The 17532-nt window shown below is 69.4% G+C and carries 15 protein-coding genes; 8 read left to right on the top strand and 7 right to left on the bottom strand.

Annotated features, from left to right (window positions below; translation table 11 throughout):
• Positions 1–35 precede the first annotated feature (35 nt).
• Positions 36–1049 carry an RICIN domain-containing protein gene (locus MMA15_RS00205; RefSeq protein WP_241056906.1) on the top strand — a complete coding sequence of 338 codons (1014 nt, stop codon included), beginning with the start codon at positions 36–38 and terminating at the stop codon, positions 1047–1049.
• A gap of 219 nt (positions 1050–1268) precedes the next feature.
• Here MMA15_RS00205 and MMA15_RS00200 read toward each other — a convergent pair whose 3' ends face one another.
• From MMA15_RS00200 to MMA15_RS00185, 4 genes are all read right to left on the bottom strand, one after another.
• A complete protein-coding gene (locus MMA15_RS00200) occupies positions 1269–2204 on the bottom strand; it encodes a sigma-70 family RNA polymerase sigma factor (protein WP_241056905.1) in 936 nt (311 codons plus the stop codon).
• A gap of 10 nt (positions 2205–2214) precedes the next feature.
• Complete coding sequence (locus tag MMA15_RS00195) at positions 2215–3405, bottom strand: NAD(P)/FAD-dependent oxidoreductase (RefSeq protein WP_241056904.1); 1191 nt, start codon at positions 3403–3405, stop codon at positions 2215–2217.
• Between the two features lie 776 nt (positions 3406–4181).
• Positions 4182–4763 (bottom strand): carboxymuconolactone decarboxylase family protein, encoded by a 582-nt coding sequence (locus MMA15_RS00190; protein ID WP_241056903.1) that lies wholly within the window; start codon positions 4761–4763, stop codon positions 4182–4184.
• Positions 4753–5088: a hypothetical protein gene (locus MMA15_RS00185; RefSeq protein ID WP_241056902.1), complete on the bottom strand. Its 336-nt coding sequence runs from the start codon at positions 5086–5088 to the stop codon at positions 4753–4755. The genes MMA15_RS00190 and MMA15_RS00185 overlap by 11 nt, the downstream gene beginning before the upstream one ends.
• A 437-nt stretch (positions 5089–5525) precedes the next feature.
• Here MMA15_RS00185 and MMA15_RS00180 point away from each other — a divergent pair, with 437 nt between their 5' ends.
• Positions 5526–6794: a lactonase family protein gene (locus tag MMA15_RS00180; protein WP_241056901.1), complete on the top strand. Its 1269-nt coding sequence runs from the start codon at positions 5526–5528 to the stop codon at positions 6792–6794.
• A gap of 326 nt (positions 6795–7120) precedes the next feature.
• On the opposite strand, the gene MMA15_RS00175 is transcribed toward MMA15_RS00180, so the two are convergent.
• A complete protein-coding gene (locus MMA15_RS00175; RefSeq protein WP_241056900.1) occupies positions 7121–8077 on the bottom strand; it encodes a glycoside hydrolase family 16 protein in 957 nt (318 codons plus the stop codon).
• Between the two features lie 610 nt (positions 8078–8687).
• Positions 8688–9521 (bottom strand): PIG-L family deacetylase, encoded by an 834-nt coding sequence (locus MMA15_RS00170; RefSeq protein ID WP_241056899.1) that lies wholly within the window; start codon positions 9519–9521, stop codon positions 8688–8690.
• Between the two features lie 440 nt (positions 9522–9961).
• Here MMA15_RS00170 and MMA15_RS00165 point away from each other — a divergent pair, with 440 nt between their 5' ends.
• The 6 genes from MMA15_RS00165 (at position 9962) to MMA15_RS00140 (ending at position 16597) form a co-directional block, all read left to right on the top strand.
• Entirely contained in the window at positions 9962–10177 is a 216-nt protein-coding gene (locus MMA15_RS00165) for an EF-hand domain-containing protein (RefSeq protein ID WP_277400611.1), read from the top strand.
• Positions 10178–10267: 90 nt separating this feature from the next.
• Positions 10268–11119 carry a hypothetical protein gene (locus MMA15_RS00160; protein WP_241056898.1) on the top strand — a complete coding sequence of 284 codons (852 nt, stop codon included), beginning with the start codon at positions 10268–10270 and terminating at the stop codon, positions 11117–11119.
• Between the two features lie 190 nt (positions 11120–11309).
• Positions 11310–12311: an AraC-like ligand-binding domain-containing protein gene (locus MMA15_RS00155; RefSeq protein WP_241056897.1), complete on the top strand. Its 1002-nt coding sequence runs from the start codon at positions 11310–11312 to the stop codon at positions 12309–12311.
• 163 nt (positions 12312–12474) lie between these two features.
• Positions 12475–12846: a hypothetical protein gene (locus tag MMA15_RS00150; protein WP_241056896.1), complete on the top strand. Its 372-nt coding sequence runs from the start codon at positions 12475–12477 to the stop codon at positions 12844–12846.
• 730 nt (positions 12847–13576) lie between these two features.
• The gene (locus tag MMA15_RS00145; protein WP_241056895.1) at positions 13577–15079 is read left to right on the top strand and encodes an FG-GAP and VCBS repeat-containing protein; all 1503 of its coding nucleotides are present in this window, start codon (positions 13577–13579) and stop codon (positions 15077–15079) included.
• Between the two features lie 300 nt (positions 15080–15379).
• Complete coding sequence (locus MMA15_RS00140; RefSeq protein ID WP_241056894.1) at positions 15380–16597, top strand: CehA/McbA family metallohydrolase; 1218 nt, start codon at positions 15380–15382, stop codon at positions 16595–16597.
• Positions 16598–16777: 180 nt separating this feature from the next.
• On the opposite strand, the gene MMA15_RS00135 is transcribed toward MMA15_RS00140, so the two are convergent.
• Positions 16778–17521: an MBL fold metallo-hydrolase gene (locus MMA15_RS00135; protein ID WP_241056893.1), complete on the bottom strand. Its 744-nt coding sequence runs from the start codon at positions 17519–17521 to the stop codon at positions 16778–16780.
• Between the last annotated feature and the right edge of the window lie 11 nt (positions 17522–17532).

Below are 17532 nucleotides of genomic sequence, written 5' to 3'. Positions count from 1 at the left end.
CTTGTCGTGGGCATGCTTGACGTGAAAATGGGGCCGTGACCGGGAACCGACAGCCGAGACCCGAACAGGCGCGAAACGCCACGGAGTTCGTAGCGCTGCTGCGGGAGCTCAAGGACCACTGCGGACTGTCCTATCGCCAGTTGGAGGAGCGCGCCGAGCGGCGGGGCGAGGTGCTGGCGCGAAGCACGATCGCGGACGGGCTACGCAAGTCGGCGCTGCCCCGCGCGGACGTGGTGGCCCCGTTCGTCCGGGCCTGTGGTGGCGGGGACGTGGAGGTCAGGTCCTGGCTGGCGGTCAGGGATCGTCTTGCCGCCGTTCCTGAGGCGGCCGAGCCGAACGGGACGATCGGGCCGAACGGTACGGCCGGGCCGAAGGGCACGGCGGAGTCACATTCCCCCGGGCTCACGCCAACACACGGGCCTACACCCGCGATTGGGGCCCGACGCCTGCTAGGGCGCCGGCCGGCACGTTGGTGGCTGGGCGCGGCGGGATTCGCGCTGACGCTGGGCCTGGCAGCACTGACCCCTGCACTCTGGCCGAGCGACGAGCGCGAGACGGAGGCCGGGACCGGTCCTCTTCCGGGCGGCTGGGTGCAGATCCGCCCGGTCGGCGCCCGCGACCAGTGCCTGACCGAGGGCCGGGAACAAAGCGGCCGGTACAGGGGGCCAGTCGCCGTTCCGCGCCCCTGTACCCATGCGGAGCCGCCGCGGACTCAACTGCGGTCCACCGACGCGGCCGGGGTCTACTACATCGAGTGGGATCACCCGCAGCACGGCCGCGGCTGCCTGACGCTGCTGGACAGCGGGCCGGCCGCCACCATGCTGGAACCCTGGGACGACTGCTCGGGGGCCCGGGCCACGCAGCGGTTCCGCATCGAGTCGGCCGAGCGTCCGGCCGGGGCGTACCGCATCGCGTCGACGGCCACCGGCGGGTGCCTGGCCATCGGGGACGAACCGGCCCAGGGGGCGGAAGCCGTCGTGGGGTCGTGCTCGGACGCCGAGGCCCAGCTATTCCTGATCACCTCGGCGAACGCCCCGCAGGACGGATGACGGCGGCCGTACGACAGCCGGAACACCCCCAGGGCAGACCACGCGGACGGCGACCCTTACGCCTGAAGCCTGACGCCGGCGCCTGCGCCGAAGCGGGTCGCCTCGCGATCTTCAGCACCCGTGACGGGTCGCTTCGCCGGAGGCGAGCAACACACCGGCTACCTCAACCACCAGTGGCAACAGGGCATAAGACAGATCACCGGAATCCGGTGGCTCCCGTCACCATGCCTCGATGAGGGGCGCGTCGTGTTCGTGCTGCCGCCAGGTCTCGTCGAGGCGCGCGAGCCGATCCGCGGCGGCGACGCCGTGAATGGACGTGACCTTGCCGTCGCTGACTTCGAACGCCACGGCGCCCACGACCCGGTCGTCGACCACGGCGAGGACGGCCGGAGAGCCGTTGACCGTCGCGATATGGATGGCGGGTGAGCCGCCGGCCAGCCGCCGCTTCGCGGGCGTGGGTTTGAAACCGGCCCGCACGTAGGAAGCGACCCGCTCGCGCGTGTCGTAGCGCAACAGCCGCTTGCTCAGTCCGGCACCGTCCGAGACGGCCGTCACGTCGTCGGTGAGCAGCGCCACCAGCCGTTCGGTGCGCCCCGACGTGGCGGCGGCGAGGAACTCCTCGACGACCCGGCGCGCGGATGCGGGGTCGGCCTCGCCGCGGCGGCGCTCGGCGGCGACCCGGATGCGGGCCCGGTGGACGTGCTGCTGGCTCGCGGACTCGGTGATGTCGAGGATCCCGGCGATCTCGGCGTGGCTGTACGAGAAGGCTTCACGCAGGACGTAGACGGCCCGCTCGACCGGCGAGAGACGCTCCAAGAGCGTCAGTACGGCCAACGACACCGATTCGCGCTGCTCGAAGGTGTCGGCCGGGCCGAGCATCGGGTCGCCTTCGAGGAGCGGCTCGGGCAACCAGGCACCGGCCGCCTGCTCGTGGCGTGCCCGCGCCGAGCGGAGCCGGTCGAGGCAGAGATTGGTTAGGGCCTTCGTCAGCCACGCTTCCGGTACCTCGACCCGTTCGCGGTCTGCCGCCTGCCATCGCAGGAACGTGTCCTGCACGGCGTCCTCGGCGTCGGTGGCCGAGCCGAGCAGACGGTATGCGAGCGAGGCCAGCCGGTCCCGGCTGGCCTCGAACCGATCGATGGCCGCGCTGTCCATGGCGGGAAGCCTATGCGGCGGCCCTTACAGCGGTTCGGTCAGGCGCGGGGGCCAGTCGGCGCTTGCGCTTCGGCATGCCGAAGGTCGGGTGTGCGATGCCCCAGCCGGCCCCCGTGAGCACGCCGGACTTGAGACGCGCGGCGGTTCGCCCGCCCAGGTACCAGGACTTCGGCCGGACGTTCCCGTCCACCATCTGGAAGATCGCGTCCCGCCGCCCGAGGCTGATGTGGTTGCCGTAGTACTTCAGCCCGGTGATCGGGACCTTGCGGCCCGTCAGGCGCGCGATGATCGCGGCGGTCGCCTGCATGTTGGTGAAGCCGGCGGAGGCGCAGGACATCGGCAACGGCCGGCCGTTCTCGCCGATCGCGTAGGCGCAGTCACCGGCGGCGTAGACGTCCGGGTGCGAGACCGAGCGCATGGTGCGGTCGACGACGATCTGGCCGGTGCCTGCGACCTCCAGGCCGCTGGCGGCTGCGACGGGGTGCACGGCGAACCCGGCCGCCCACACGGTCACATCGGCCGGGATGGACCTGCCGTCGGCGGCGATCGCCCGTGTCGGTTCGACGACTTCGATGTCCGTGTGCTCGTGGACGGTGACCCCGAGCCGGTCGAAGGCATGGCGCAGGTGACGGCGGGCCTTCGGTGAGAGCCAGGCGCCCGGTTCGCCGTGGGCGGCGAGCGTCACCGAGAGATCGGGCCGGGACTCGGCGAACTCGGTGGCGGTCTCGATACCGGTCAGCCCTTCACCGACGACCAGCACGGTGCCGCCCTCGCCCAGTCCGGCCAGGCGCTCGCGCAGACGCAGCGCCGAGGACCGGCCGGTCACGTCGAAGGCGTACTCGGCCACGCCCGGGACGCCATGGTGGGCTACGGAGCTGCCGAGCGCGTAGAGAAGCGTGTCGTACGCGAGGTCGCCATCGCCGTCCTCGCCCGTCACGGCCACGGTCCTGCGCTCGGGGTCGACGCCGGTGACGCGCGCCAGACGCAGCCGCACCCCGGTGCCCGCGAACACGTCGGCGAGCCTGCGGAACGCGAGGTCCTGGCCGATCGCGAGCTGGTGGAGCCGCATCCGTTCAACGAAGTCGGGCACGGCGTTGACGACGGTGATCTCGATGTCGGCCGGAGAGAGCCGGCGGGCGAGGTTTCCGGCGGCGAAGGCACCGGCATAACCGGCGCCGAGCACGACGATGCGGTGCTTCATGGCGTTGCTCCTGTCTGGTTCGCGTGCCCTTTGAACGAGACAGCGTCCCGATTGCTGACAGGAGCCGAGTGTGACGCGGGTCACTGAATTCAGACGTGCGGCCGAGCCTCGCCGCACGCCTGGGCTCGTGCCGGGCAGGGGGACGGGCGATGGCCGACTGCTGAGATTGAGCTCCTGGCGTCGTAGGGCTTGGTGGTCGTCGGCCCTGAGCGGCACGACCTCGGGGTGCGGTATCCACAAGGCGGCGGTCTGACCGCCGAACGGCAGCAGTTCCGCGAGCAGTTGCCGGCCCCGCTGACCGGCTTGCGCTCAAGTTGACCGCCAACCCGGCCGAGCGCGCCGTGCTGCAAGAGCGCGCTGGCCTCTAGCTTCATTCGAAGATTCTTTTCAGCCTGGCCCGGCGCCTTTCCTCGGTTTCCCCCCAGCCGTCACTCAACGTGTGTGTGCTGCATGGAAGTTCAGCCAGAACCACGACTTTCGCGAAGAGCACGTCTCAGGTGCGGGGCTGAACACTCGGCTCGGCCGTCGCCCTGGATGTTCCGAGCATGGCGGCGACCAACAGCCAGGCCATTCCGAAGGCGATGTGGCCTGCGGCTTCTGCGTCTGAACCAGCCGTGCGGTAGCCGTTACCCGTGTCCCGGACCCCGAGGCCATGAGGATCACCGCCCGGGCCTCCGGGGCGACTCGCTTCCCCCGCTGCCGCCAACCCCGGCGTCACGGACATCGACCAGATCGTCACCAGACCCGGCGGACGTCCGTGACTCGCGCCGCGCGGGCTACCGATAGCCCCGCTTGAGCAGGTACTTGGCTCCAGCCTCGAAGCCCTCGGGGCTGAGCAGCTCGAACCCGAAGACGTCGGCAAGGCGGTCGGTGGTGTTGAAGGCGACGCAGACCGCCAGCGCGTCCTTCACCTGCTGGGAGGAGACGCCGGCGGCCAGCACCTCCCGCATGTCCTCGGCGCCGACCTCACCTTCCCGCGTCAGCTTGCCGAGCATCCGCAGCGTGGCCCGCAGCGGCTCTGCGATGGGAGCCGAACTCAGGTCGGCCAGCACAGCCGCGACCCGTGGCCCGTCCTGGTACGCCTGTCTTGCGGTTGCGGTGTGCGCGCCGACGCAGAACGCGGACTCGTTCACCTTGGACACGTAAGCCGCCATCAGCTCCCGGTCGCCCACCGACCAGGAGGACGGCCCGCGCATCGCCTCGTGGGTGAACTCCTTCGCCCGGGCACCGTAGAAACCGGGCCGGTAGAAGACCAGTTTCGCGGCGTCCGGTACCGGGTGCCGTGAGAACAGCCGGATGAGCGCGAACAGCACCTTGGTTCCAGGGCCGTAACCGTGGTTGAGGACGTCAAGTCGCATGTCCCGGCCTCCCGTTGACGGTCGCCTCGGCCAGGGCCGCCAGTCCGGCTTCATACAGCCGGGCAGCGTGGCCGACCGCAGCGCATACGACCAGCTCGAAAAGCTGATCCTCGGTGCAGCCCGACGCCTTCGCCGCCGCCAAGTCCGCCTCGGTGACCTGCGCAGGCCTGTCGACAACCTTGCCGATCAGCGTGTCCAGCGGTGGCGGGAGGCCATCGTTGCTGAAAGCACGCGCTCGCTTTTCCGCGGATGCCCTGCCCTCCCCGTTCAGCACGCGATCCACCAGGGCCCGGTGCGCTGCTCGTTTCCTGTCCTCATCCGTCACGATGCTCTTCGCCTCCCTGCGGCTGGACTGCCCTCGTACGTAAGACGATCGGCACGCAGCCGTATGTGACACGCGGCCGAGGAAGGCCAACCATGTATCCGGCCTCAGGAAAAGGTTTTCCTGAGGCCGACCAGACCGTCGGCAAGGACCCCTTCTTTCGCGCAAGTCGGTCCACAGGACCGCCGCGGTTATCGGCGACTTTCTCGGCGACCATGACCGACGGCGCGTTCGTGCTGCACGACGGCGTCACCGGCATGACCGCCGTGTCCGCACGGGCAGACACGGCGTCGGAAGCTCGGCGGGCACGAGGACCAGGACCAGGACGACGGTCCGGGACAAGGCGCCGACCAGCGCGAAAGGTCAAGTCCCTGATCCCGGACGGGCAGGCGCGGCATACTCGCGAGCCGAACCCGAGACCCCACCGAAAGGTTCGTCCCGTGTCCCCACGCACGCCCGACCGCCGCGCCCTGTACGCCGACTCCGCCCAGTCCGCCCGGAGGGTACGGCGACGGTCGTTCCTCGGAGCGCTCGGGGTGGTCGCGGCCGCGGGCGGGAGTACGGCGGTGGCCTCCGCCGTACTGCCGTCGGAGGACGAAGGCGCGAAGCCGGACGACGGAACGAAGCGCCACGAAGACGGCAAGCCCGCGGGCCGGAGAGCCGAACCCGCTCAACGGCCCCTGTTCATCGGTACGTTCGGCGGCGGCATCGTCACCGGCTCGTACGACACGTCCAGCGGCGCGATCAGTACGTCCGGTGCAGTGCAGGACGTCACCAGCCCGACCTTCCTCGCGCTGGCCGAGGACGGCAAGGTGCTGTACGCGCTCGACGAGGCGAGCGAAGAGGGCAGCGTACGGGCCTACGCCGTCGGCGACCGAGGGAAGTTGAGCCCGCTGGGTGAGCCGCAGTCGACGGGCGGGAAGGGCGTGACGCACCTGTCAGTGCACGCGAGCGGGAAGTGGCTGCTCAGCGCGAACTACGGCTCGGGAAGCGTCGCCGTGCACCCGATCAAGGCGGACGGCGGCCTCGGCGCCCGTACGGACCTGGTGCAGCACGAAGGCAAGGGGCCGGACCCCGACCGGCAGGAAGGGCCGCACGCACACCAGATCGTGAGCGACCCCAAGGGCGGCTTCGTGATCGCCGTGGACCTGGGGACGGATTCGCTCTTCTCGTACCGGCTCGACGCTGAGAAGGGGACGTTGAAGCGCGTCGCGGAGGCGAAGGCGAAGCCGGGCGCGGGGCCGCGGCATCTGGCGTTCCACCCTGACGGCCGATTCGCTTACGTGGCCAACGAGTTGGACAGCACGATCTCCGTCTACGCCTACGACGCGGGGAGCGGGAAGTTCACGCGCGGGGGCAGCATCTCCACGCTGCCCGAGGGTGAGGAGCCCGGCGTGCGCAACTTTCCGGCGGAGGTGGCGGTCGCGGCCGACGGGCGGACCGTCTACGTCTCCAACCGGGGCCACAACAGCGTCGCCTGGATGTCGGCGGGCGGTGGCGGCGAGTCGCTGAAGATGGCCGGTGCCGTCCCGTGCGGGGGCGACTGGCCGCGGCACATCAGCATCCCGTCGGGCGGGGACGTGCTGTGGGCGGGGAACGAGAAGAGCGGCACGATCGGGGTCTTCGCCGTCGACAAGGCGAGCGGGGCGCTGAAGGAGGCGGGGGAGCCGGTGAAGGTGACGAAGCCGGTGTGCGTGCTGCCGACGTGAGGCCGGTGTGGTCGCTGAGGCTCAGCAGACGATGTTCACGGCTTGCCAGCCGAAGGGCATGTCGCGCTACGCGGGCCGTCTGCCCCAGCCGCACAGGCCAGTAGCCAGAAGCCAGCGGCGAAGAGACCCCGTCCCACGTGGTGCGACGGGGTCTCCTGGTGGTCTGCGAAGGAAGCGAACTCAGGCGCTGTCCCTTGCCGCTAGCCGTAGTCGGATCTGGTCCCCGGCGAGGCCCGGCTCTTCGACGCCGATGTCCGCATGCGCTGATGCATCGGCGAGTCCGCCGAACGCCGACGCCCCACTGCCGGGGACCATGGGCTGCGTCGTTACTCGCTCACCTTCACCTCGAACCAGTCGACGCTCATCCCCGCGCCCGAAGTGATGTCCGCCGCCGGCGAGGTGCAGCCGCAGACCTTGTTCGGGTAGGAACCGCCGATCGCGACGTCGAAGATGGCGAAGAATCCGTGGTCCACCGCCCTCTGCCAAGTGGCTGCGGACACTTGGTTCTGGTTCACGGTGAAGGTCTGGTTGCCGTCGAGGTAGAAGCGCAGTTGCTCGGCGGAGGTGTCGGTACGGTCCACGATGACGGAGTAGGTGTGGTAGTCGGTCTGGCATCCTTCGCAGGGCTGTAGGTCGCTGCTGATGCCGTCCGGGTCGTGGCACTCTCCGGCCCATTCGCCGCAGTGGAACGTGGCCGAGTGCTTACTGAGACCGTTGACGGCCTCCATGATGTCGATCTCGCCGATGCTGGGCCAGTTGGTGGCTCCGACGGGGCGGGCGTCTGCGCCCATGGCCCAGAACGCGGGCCAGTAGCCGAGCGCCTTCTCCGGGTTGGGCTGCTTGATGGAGGCGCTCATCTCCATCTGGCCGCCGGCCGGGGCGCCGAAGTCGGTGCGCTGGGTCTCCACGCGGCCCGAGGTCCACTTCCCGGCGTCGTCACGGATCGGCTTGATCACCATGTGGCCTTCGCCGTCCTGGTAGACGTTCTCGGTCGAGTCCGTGGACGTCTCGACCTCGCCGGTGCCCCAGTTCGGGGCGCCGCCCGGGTAGCTGGTGCCGATGTCGTAGAGCCAGTCGTCGCGGTTGAGGCCGGTGCCGGCTGCGCCGTCGAAATCGTCCTTGAAGACGGTGGTCCAGTCCGCCGCGGAAGCGGCGTCGCCTGCGGTCATCTCGGTCGCAGCCGCGTTGCTCGCAGCGGCGGGTCCGGGTTCGCCGGCGGCGGCCGTAGCGGAGGACGCGGTGAGACCCAGGAACGCGCCGAAGGGGAGCGACACGGCGGTCACGAGGACCAAGAAGCGTCGCCGGGGCCGGAGTCGGCCGGTCGGCGTCCTGCGTGGGGGAGTGAGCTTGTACATGGGGGCTGCTTTCACTCGGAGGAACGTCGGTTGCTGACGTACGGACACGCGAGCCCGCCAGAGGCGGGAGAAGCACGTACAAGGTGGATCGATACGCGCTCGGCACGGCCTATCGGACCGTTGCTTGAGAGCGCTCTCATTCACAAGTCACTGTTATGCAGCTTCACTGAACCGTCAAGAGGCGGCGGTGAGTTCACTTGTCGAATCCACACCGCCGCCCAACTCACCGGCCGAGGCGGTGTGTCAGCTCCGAAGACGAGCCGCCGCCAGGTAGTGCTTCCGCTCGACGCTGCCTTCGTTGCGTGAAGTTTGCGTGAAGTCCCGGACGTTGCGGCATCCGCGGGCGGAGGCCGCCGAACAACCGCGGCCGGAACCGGAACAGGCCAGGCCGCCAGGACCCGGCCGGCCGGCGTCGCCTCCGCCCCTCAACGCCCCGCCCGCGCCGCCGTGTTCACAAGCGCGACGGGGTCGGGCGTGTGGCCCTCTCGATCGCGCCGTGCGTCCGAGGAACTGTCCCGGACCCGGCCGGACGGGCGGATCAGCGCAGTCCGGCGAAGAGATCGTTCTCGGGCACGGCCGCGCCGGTGGTGTCCTTGACACGTAGGAAGGTCTCCATGCCCATCAGCTCGCCGAACCGCTCCTTGCCCATCTTGAGGAAGAAGATGTTCTCGCCCTGACTGGCGTGCGCGGCCAGCGCATCGAACTTCTGGCCGCTGAATGCGGTGGTGTCCACCCACGTGGTGATCTCGTCGTCGGGGAGGCCGATCTCGGCCATCGCGGCGGCCTCGGCGGGATCCGGCTCCGGCATGTCCTCCTGAAACTCGCGCATGGTCTCCCCGAACCGCTGCATCATCGAGCGGGGCACCGTCGTCCAGTACGTCTTCGGCGTCAGCGCGGTCATCTCCAGCGCCGCCATCGTGATGCGGTGGGCCTGGATGTGGTCGGGGTGTCCGTAGAAGCCGTTCTCGTCGTAGGTGACGACCACATCGGGCCGGTAGTGCTCCATGAGTTCCGCAAGCCGGGCGGCGCCTTCCTCCACGGGGGTCTGCCAGAAGGATCCCGGGGCGTCGTTGCTCGGCCAGCCAGTCATCCCGGAGTCGGCATAGTTCAGCAGCTCCAGATCGCTGACCTTGAGGACGTCGCAGCTCGCCTCGAGTTCCTGGCGGCGCATCAAGGCGACGGCCGCGGGATCGTGCTCGGGATCGCCCGGCTTGACGCCCCCCGGTCCGTCCCCGCAACCGCCGTCCGTACAGGTCACGAGAACCGTGCGGATGCCCTCCGCGGCGTACCGCGCGAGAATCCCTCCGGTTCCGGTGGCCTCGTCGTCGGGGTGGGCGTGTACTGCCATGAGCGTCAAGGGCCGGTCAGTCATGAAAAAGTCCTCCTGCAAGAGATACGTCTGGTCCGAGTGGGCGGCGGGCGTACCGCGATCCTGGGACATCCTGGTGCGGCGGAGGACCTCGTGGTCTCCGTGTCCCCCGCCCGTGCGGCGCCGGCCCTCGGTCGATGCAACCTGCCGACCGGACCGGCTGTTCCCGCCCCCGCCGTCTGGCCTTCCAGACTTGGGCGTTCCAACGCGGACGAGGTGCGAGCTCGGCGGCCCCGTGGCGGCGATGCGGTGACCCGGTCACCTTGCCGTCGCCACTCCAGCGCGCGAACAGGGCGTGGTGGTGCGTGGTGGTGCCGTATCGGGGCACGGAAGCGGCGGACGGATGCCCATGCGAGGAGACGAGGGGGCCGGTGCTGCCGGCGATCAATGCGCAGTAACATCGCCCGACATCCAACGAGGAAAGGCGAACTCACGTGGTGGACATGAAAGCGGCGGCGCGCAAGGTCTTCGACGCATACGACCTCGATGGCGACGGGCAGATAACCGCCAAGGAATACCAGCAGGTGGTCGCCGAACTGCGCGGCGAGCACCTCACCGAGGAGCAGGCGCAGCAATTCATCGACGTACTCGACACGGACGGCGACGGCACGATGTCGTTCGAGGAGTTCTGGGCCCCGATGCAGGGCGGCGCGGACTGACCACGGGCGTGACGCAGGTCGCCGGTGCTCCGGTGAGGGTTCGTGCCGTGAGCTGGTTCTTCTGCGGCAAGTAACTGACATGCTTGCCGCATGAGTTCGTTCACGGCGAGGCTGGACCGCGCGTCCCGGGCGTTCTGGCGCATCAGGGGCCGCCCCGTCGACTTGGCGGGTGAACACCGGTGGCTGGCGGCCCCCATGCACGACGCCGGGACCGTCGGCGACGGATGGCTGCGCGCGGCCGCAGCGGCGCACGGCGGCACGGTCCGCGAGCAGGACGGCGGGGGTTTGCTGCCGGACATGTCTCAGCTCGACGGGCCGGACTTCAAGGCTGCCGAACTGCGCCCGGAGATCCGTGACTTCTACGAGCACACCTCCGACTGGCGCCTGGAGGTGTGGACCCAGTGGAGCGCCCTGTTCCGGCCCGGCGGTGAACTCGTCTCGCGGTTCTTCGGACGCCGTGTGCAGCAACTCGCGCTACCGATGCGGCCACTCGACGTCGCCCACGGCATGGACAGCAGGGTGGCCGCAATCGTCGACGCTGACGGAGAACAGCGCGCCGCGGGATGGATACGGAAGCTGCGGGCCACGGGGGAGTACGTCTACAGCGGATGCTATTCGGCACGGCTGCTGCCGGGCTCCTTGCAGCCAAGTGTCCACGTGGCCTTTCCACTTGAGGCCGGCAACGTCCAGGTCTTCCTGCGCCCCAGCGTCTCGCCGGACGGCGCACTGGAATTGACCTCTCCCTCCGGTGCCTTCGGGGACAACGGTGCATACGTGGTGGTCGCGCACCGTGGTCGCACTCACGCCGCCCGCGCGCCGATACATGAGTCCTTCCGTGTCTATGCCGACCGCGAGGGCACTCTCCGTACGGACCATGTACTTCGCCTGTGGTCCGCGACGGCACTCCGTCTCCACTACAAGCTGACGCCGGACACGACGTGAGCGTGCTGCAAGCTGCCGCACCGCATTACGGGAGGCGGGTGTAGCCACGTCGGGGGGTCTCCGACAGCTCGCGGCCGCATCGGGATTCGGCATCTCGCGCGCTCTGATCCGAATGTGTCGGGCCCCGGGTGCATGGCACGCTGGCCGCACCGGAGACTCTCAAGAATGCGGGGCAGAGGGGGAGCTAACGGTGTTCGAGACGGTGTTCCGGGGTGAGGACCTGCCTCCGGCGGAGCGGTTCGACGGATGGCGTCAACTGGTCTTCGCCAGCCATGCGCCCACCGAGCTTCGTACCGACCACGCCGACGACTTCGACGCGACCCTGCGCCTGCTGGAATTGGGCCCGGTGCAGGTGTCCGTACTCACCTGTCCCTCGCTGCACTCCCACCGCACGCCGAAGCTGATCCGGCAGTCCGACCCGGAGTTGTACCACCTCGCTCTCGCCCAGCGAGGATCCGTCGCCATCGAACAGGCCGACCGGCAGACCGTCCTGGGTTCCGGGGACCTGACACTGTCCACCACATCACGGCCCTACCTGGGACGGCTCGCCGCCGACCAGAGCGAGGCTCCAAGCGGGGTCACACTGGTGCAAGCCCTCCTACCCCGGGCGCTGTTGCCGCTTCCGGCCGATGCCGCCGACCGGCTGCTGGCGGCCGACTTACCCGCCCGGCAGGGACTCGGCGCCCTGTTCGCCCAGTTCATCGCTCGTCTGGCCACCGACACGACCCGCTACGGGCCCACGGACGCCTCGCGGCTGGGCGGCGTGGCACTCGACCTCGCCGCGTCGTTGGTCGCCCATCACTTCGGCGCCGACCGCGAACTTCCGCCCGAGACCCATCGACAGACCCTGGCCGTACGCGTCCACGCCTTCATATACCGGCACTTGGGCGACCCTCGTCTCGCCCCGGACATGATCGCCGCGGCCCACCACATTTCATCCCGCACCCTGCATCGGATCTTCCAGAGCCAGGGCACCACCGTCAGCATGTTCATCCGCGAGCAGCGACTCGAACGCGCCCGCCGCGACTTGGCCGATCCAACACTGGCCACCCGGCCCATCAATGCCATCGCCATCCGATGGGGCTTCCGCCGTCCCGCCGACTTCACCCGGGCCTTCCGCACCGCCTACGGCATGCCGCCGCGCGAATACCGACAGCTCGCCCTGTACGAGAGCTCTGGCGCGCCACGCTAAGGGGCTGGCACTCACCGCTAACGACGTCTCCGAAGTCGCGGGCTAGCTTTGAATATCGACCACGTAGAACGGCGGCGCGGGCAAGTGGGCGCAATACCGAAAGAACGCTCGCGCTGCACCCTCAGATCAACTGAGGGGCATCGGAGTCAAGGGGGAACATCGCATGCACATCCGACGTGTGGCAGTTGTAATTGCCGCAGCCACCGCAATGACTCTTGCCGGTGGACAAGCGGCCAGCGCTGCGCCGTCCAAGCCGCACTTCACCGAACACGCGGTCAGGACCCTGTACACACCCACCAAGGGTCTCGCGGCTGACGTCGGGAAATGGTGGAAGAAGGACGGGCACGGCGGTTACGACGGCCGCCTCAAGTGGGCGGGCGCCGACGCCCACGTCTCTGTGCAGATGAAGATCTACTGGGAATCGGGGCGGGTAACACACAAGAAGATGAGGTTCGGAAAGAACTACCCTTATTGGGGCGCCCGGAGCGTGTATATGCGCGCCTGTGACAACGTCAGTTGCAGTCGATGGTGGTAGCGGCGCCTCGACTTTGTTGGCCGTCGTCTCCCGGTCACTCGGCACGAACTCTCTGAACGAGATCCATAAATCGGGCGCGGCCTTCGAGTTGACGCTTCAGTTCCTCGACAGTGGAGTCCGCCTCCCGCATCAGCTCTACGCAGCGCCACACGCGATAGGGCCCGACGCCCGGATTGAAACGCGTCCGGTGAGGCGGCTTCTCTGTCGACTCCCAGTGCCCGCCTACCCGGCTCTTCGCCAGCACGGCCGGGCTGGGCTCGCGGCTTGCGAAACGCCAGGGCCACGGTCGCATGCACCACTGTGCGGCCGTGCTCAGGGCTGGGGGTCTTCTCGCCTCGCTTGACCGATCTTCTTGAGGGAACGTGCCTGTCCCGTGCGAAGGCGGTCCCGCTCTGGATCGAGCACTGCACCAGCCGCAGCATCGGGCAGCCCAGGCGCCGTCCCGATCCCGATCCCGTACAACCCTGGACGAACCTGGATTGTCTTCTTGGTGACTGCAATACGGACGTTGCCGTCATCGCTGTCATCGCATCACTCAACGGGCGAGGTCGCGGAGGGACTCGACGCCGTACCGCGGCCACCGCGGCGGCGCCACCGCTCCTCCGCGGAACCCGTCGGCCGGTTCCCCGGGGCTTCCCGGGAACCGGCCGCGTTCTCTCCGCCCACGCACAGTCCACCAGGGGCTGACCAGCACGGCACAGCAGTTTGAGGGGACCAAGGAGGCTCTCCTGTGCGCTACTTCAGAAACGTGGCCCTCACGGCCACGGCATTGTTCACCCTCACCGGCGGGGCCCTTGTCGCGGCACCCGCCGCACAGGCCTCCGTGCCCTTCCCGTCCATCGGCTGGCAGCAGCGCAACTGCGACTACGACGGCAACGGTTACGACGACGTGCTGACCGGAGTCCCCGGCGGCACGGTGGGCGGCGCCTCGGGCGCCGGCTACGTCACCGTGCAGTACAGCTCGTCGAGTGGTCTCAGCACCACCAAGAAGAGCGTCCTCAATCAGAACACCTCCGGCGTCCCCGGCGGTGCCGAGGCCGGCGACGGCGTCGGCCGGGCCGTGGCCTCCGGCGACCTGGACAATGACGGCTACGACGACGCGATCGTGGGCATCCCCGGTGAGGACCTTGCGGGGCTGTCAGACGCGGGCGGCGCCATCGTCTTCTGGGGTTCGCCCACCGGGCTGCACGGCAGCGACAGCACCTGGCTGGAGAACCCCGACCAGCCGCGAGCGGGCGCGAACTTCGGACGGGCCATCGAGGCGGCCAGGTACTTCGCCCCCGACCCTGCGGAGCCGGACGCCAACCTGCGCGACAGCATCGCCGTCCTGGAGAACGAGACACTGCTGTTCTTCACCGCCCCGCCCGGGGCTGCGGCCCAGCAGCTGAAGCCGGCAGCCGAAGGATCACAGGCGCTGGACGTTGCCCCTGCCGCCGGCGGCCTGGCGCTGCGGAGCCTCAGCCATGGCAACTACAACGAGGACTCGTGGGCGGACCTGGCGATCTCCGGAGTCACCACCGGTGACAAGCCGGGCGCCGGTGTCACGCAGGTACTGCACGGCGCGGCCGACGCGGGCGCGTTGGGAGACGGCGGCACGTTCGAGGGCGGGCCAGGCATCAACTCCAGCGACTTCAACCATGACGGGCAGGACGACCTCGCCATCGGCGACACGGGCTCTGGCTCGCCGCTGGGCGGTTCCGTCTCCGTCTACCTCGGCAAGGGCGATCTCTCCGGTCTCGACCCGGCCCCGTCGCAGACGTGGACGCAGGACTCCCCGGGCGTACCCGGCGTGGCCGAGGCAGGCGACATGTGGGGCTCCGAGATGTCCTCCGGCGACACCAACGGCGACGGCCGTCCCGACCTCGCCGTCGGCGCACCCGGTGAGGACATCGGCTCGACGCCCGACGCGGGGGCGGTCTGGACACTGCGCGGGGCGGCGGGCGGGCTGACGGCGACCGGGGCACGCAGCTTCGACCAGAACCACGCCGACATCCCCGGCATCGCGGAGGGCTCGGACCGGTGGGGCGGCCAGGTGCGGCTCATCGACGCCGACAAGAACGGCCTCTTCGGCCTGCTCGCGGCGGCACCGGGCGAGAACACCAACGACGGCTTCATATGGGTCCTGCCCGCGTCGTCGTCGGGACTGGTCGCCACCGGCACGTGGACCTACGACGGGGCGCGCCTCGGGGCGCCCGCGGCCAACGCGCAGTTCGGAGCGGCGATCGACGAGTGAACGAAGCCCAGCGGGGGCGGCCGGAAGCTGCAAGGTCGAGCGCGGGATCGGCGGTCCACACCGCAGGTCCCGCGCTCAGCCCTTGCGGCTCGCCCTCAGCCGCGATGCCACAACCCGGCTCCAGGGGAGTGTGGCGGCGCGCAGTCCCACTCGGCTACCGGTCCGCCCGGCCGCCGGCAAGGGTGAGGAGGTACTGATCGCCGGAGGAATTGCCCGAACAGGCCGTCTTCGGCGAAGAGTTCAGACATCCGTCGTGCGCGGGGTACTGACGGGTAAGGCAGTCTGCGCTAGACACCCCGCATGACGACACACGACCACCACCACAGACCCAGCCGACGATCCATGCTCGCCGGGGCGAGCGGGCTTCTCATAGCTGCCTCGGTGCCGGGGACCGCGAGTGCGGTCAGTACCCGTACGGCCAGATCGTCGGACGTACCGGTCAAGCGCACCGGCGCCGCGCGCGGCTCCCGGCTCAGGCAGGGCACCACGCTCGTCCACGCCGACATGCACAACCACACCGCGATGTCCGACGGTGACGGCAATCCCGAACTCGCCTTCGCGTCCATGCGCGACGCGGGTCTGGACGTCGCCGCTCTCACCGATCACGCCACGCTGCTGTCGGTCGAGGGCCTCAGCTCGGAAGAGTGGGACCGGACGGGGCAGCTCGCGGACGCCGCCAACGATCCCGGGGACTACACCGCCATCCGCGGCTTCGAGTGGTCCCACCCGCTGCACGGCCACGCCAACGTCTGGTTCACCGACGACTGGGTCGACCTGGGCGGCGCCGGCAGTCCGGGCTCGCTCTACGGCTGGCTGGAGGGCCGCGACGCCGTCGCCAGCTTCAACCACCCCGGTCGCGAGCCCGGGATGTTCGACAACTTCAGCTTCTCGTCAGGGGTGTTGGAGAAGATGGTCGGCCTGGAGATGTTCAACCGCGGCGACGACTATCTCTTCGACGGCTGGTCGAAGACCGGCCGCTCGCCGCTCGTGGCCTGCCTCAACAAGGGATGGCGTACCGGCCTGACGGGCGTCACCGACGAGCACGGCACGGACTGGGGCTTCCCCGAGGGCAAGGGCCGCAGCGGGCTGTGGGTCACCGAGAACACCCGCGCGGGCGTCTTCGAGGCGATGCGGGCCCGGCGCTTCTTCGCAACGCGCGTATCGGGGCTGCGACTCGACGCCGTGGCGAACGGCGTCCAGATGGGCGGCACTCTCGGTCTGGCCTCGGGCGACGTGCAGTTCACCGTCGATTTGGACCGTGGCCCCGAGTGGGAGGGCAAGCCCCTCAACGTCCAGGTCCTGCGCCCGGGTTCGGACGCCCCGACCGTCGCGGACGTCGTCGAGACCCAGTCCAATCGGCTGACGAAGTTCACCGTGCCCCTCGACGCGGCAGACGGCGACTGGATCGTCCTGCGCGTCTCCGACCCGTCTCAGGCGAACCCGTCCCCGGGGCCTTCGGGCCACGCGTGCAATGACTGGGGTGTGGCGTACTCGAGTCCCTGGTGGCTTCGGGGGTGACCCCGCGCAGCGGGTGGTTGGCCTGACGGGGGTGTGCGCTGGGTCAGCCACCTGCGGGGGGGTGCGGAGACGACTCCGAGCAACCGGGATGGGCCGAACTCCTGTGCCGCATAACGGCGTTGAGCCATGGTGGGGGGCGTGTTGGTCGCTCCGGTTGGTGTGGTCCTCAGGTGCCGGGGGTCAGACGGTCAACGTGAGGCCGTCGTGGGCGATGTTCCAGCTGTGCAGGTCTGCGGTGAGCGCGGTGGGTGAGAGGTGGGTGAGGACCAGTCGCTGTGTCTTCAGCCGGTGGTGCTGGTCGGCGAGGGTGGTGAGGTCGAGGTGCCAGCGGACGGGGTGTGGTGCGTATCCCTCGCAGAGGAAGAGGTCGGTGTCGTCGGAGACGTCGATGAGGGCGTCGGTCCACTCGGTGTCTCCTGAATAGGCGATCTGCGCTGCGGAATCGGTGTCTGCTACGCGGATCGCATACGAGGGTGCTCCGGCCGCGTGCCGTACTTCGTAGGGGATGGCTGTGAAGCGCTCCGTCGGAAGCGCGGTGCGTTCCTGGTGCTCCAGCACCCGTACGGGAAAACGGCGTTGGACCGACGACGAGCCCGGGAAACAGACCTCCATCGCCTCCGTCAGCCGCTGTTCGGTGCCCGGCGGTCCCACGACCGTCAAAGGACGTGTACGGCGGCGGAATTGGCCGTCCAGAATGAGAAAAGGGATGCCCCCGAAGTGGTCCGCATGCAGGTGGGTGACCAGGATCGTCTCGATCGAATTCAGGTCGAAGCCCTGCTGCTTGAGCGCGACGGCGCTCGTCGCGCCGCAGTCGAGGAGGGTGTGGGAGGCGGCTGCCGGGTCGTCAGGGCCCAGCGCGATGCACGTCTGGAAGCGACCGCCCGACCCGAAGGCGTCTCCGCTGCCCACGACGGTGATCCGCATGAGGAACTCCT

Origin of the sequence: Streptomyces marispadix, assembly GCF_022524345.1 — a bacterium.
In the GTDB taxonomy this organism is placed as follows: domain Bacteria; phylum Actinomycetota; class Actinomycetes; order Streptomycetales; family Streptomycetaceae; genus Streptomyces; species Streptomyces marispadix.
The sequence above is the reverse complement of the archived record's forward strand: the minus strand, read 5'-3'. Positions and strand labels throughout refer to the sequence as shown.

Coding starts and splice junctions, on each gene's coding strand:
- MMA15_RS00160 (WP_241056898.1), top strand. CDS start 10,268: ATGAGTTCGTTCACGGCGAGGCTGGACCGCGCGTCCCGGGCGTTCTGG.
- MMA15_RS00150 (WP_241056896.1), top strand. CDS start 12,475: ATGCACATCCGACGTGTGGCAGTTGTAATTGCCGCAGCCACCGCAATG.
- MMA15_RS00170 (WP_241056899.1), bottom strand. CDS start 9,521: ATGACTGACCGGCCCTTGACGCTCATGGCAGTACACGCCCACCCCGAC.
- MMA15_RS00135 (WP_241056893.1), bottom strand. CDS start 17,521: ATGCGGATCACCGTCGTGGGCAGCGGAGACGCCTTCGGGTCGGGCGGT.
- MMA15_RS00190 (WP_241056903.1), bottom strand. CDS start 4,763: ATGCGACTTGACGTCCTCAACCACGGTTACGGCCCTGGAACCAAGGTG.
- MMA15_RS00200 (WP_241056905.1), bottom strand. CDS start 2,204: ATGGACAGCGCGGCCATCGATCGGTTCGAGGCCAGCCGGGACCGGCTG.
- MMA15_RS00195 (WP_241056904.1), bottom strand. CDS start 3,405: ATGAAGCACCGCATCGTCGTGCTCGGCGCCGGTTATGCCGGTGCCTTC.
- MMA15_RS00165 (WP_277400611.1), top strand. CDS start 9,962: ATGAAAGCGGCGGCGCGCAAGGTCTTCGACGCATACGACCTCGATGGC.
- MMA15_RS00140 (WP_241056894.1), top strand. CDS start 15,380: ATGACGACACACGACCACCACCACAGACCCAGCCGACGATCCATGCTC.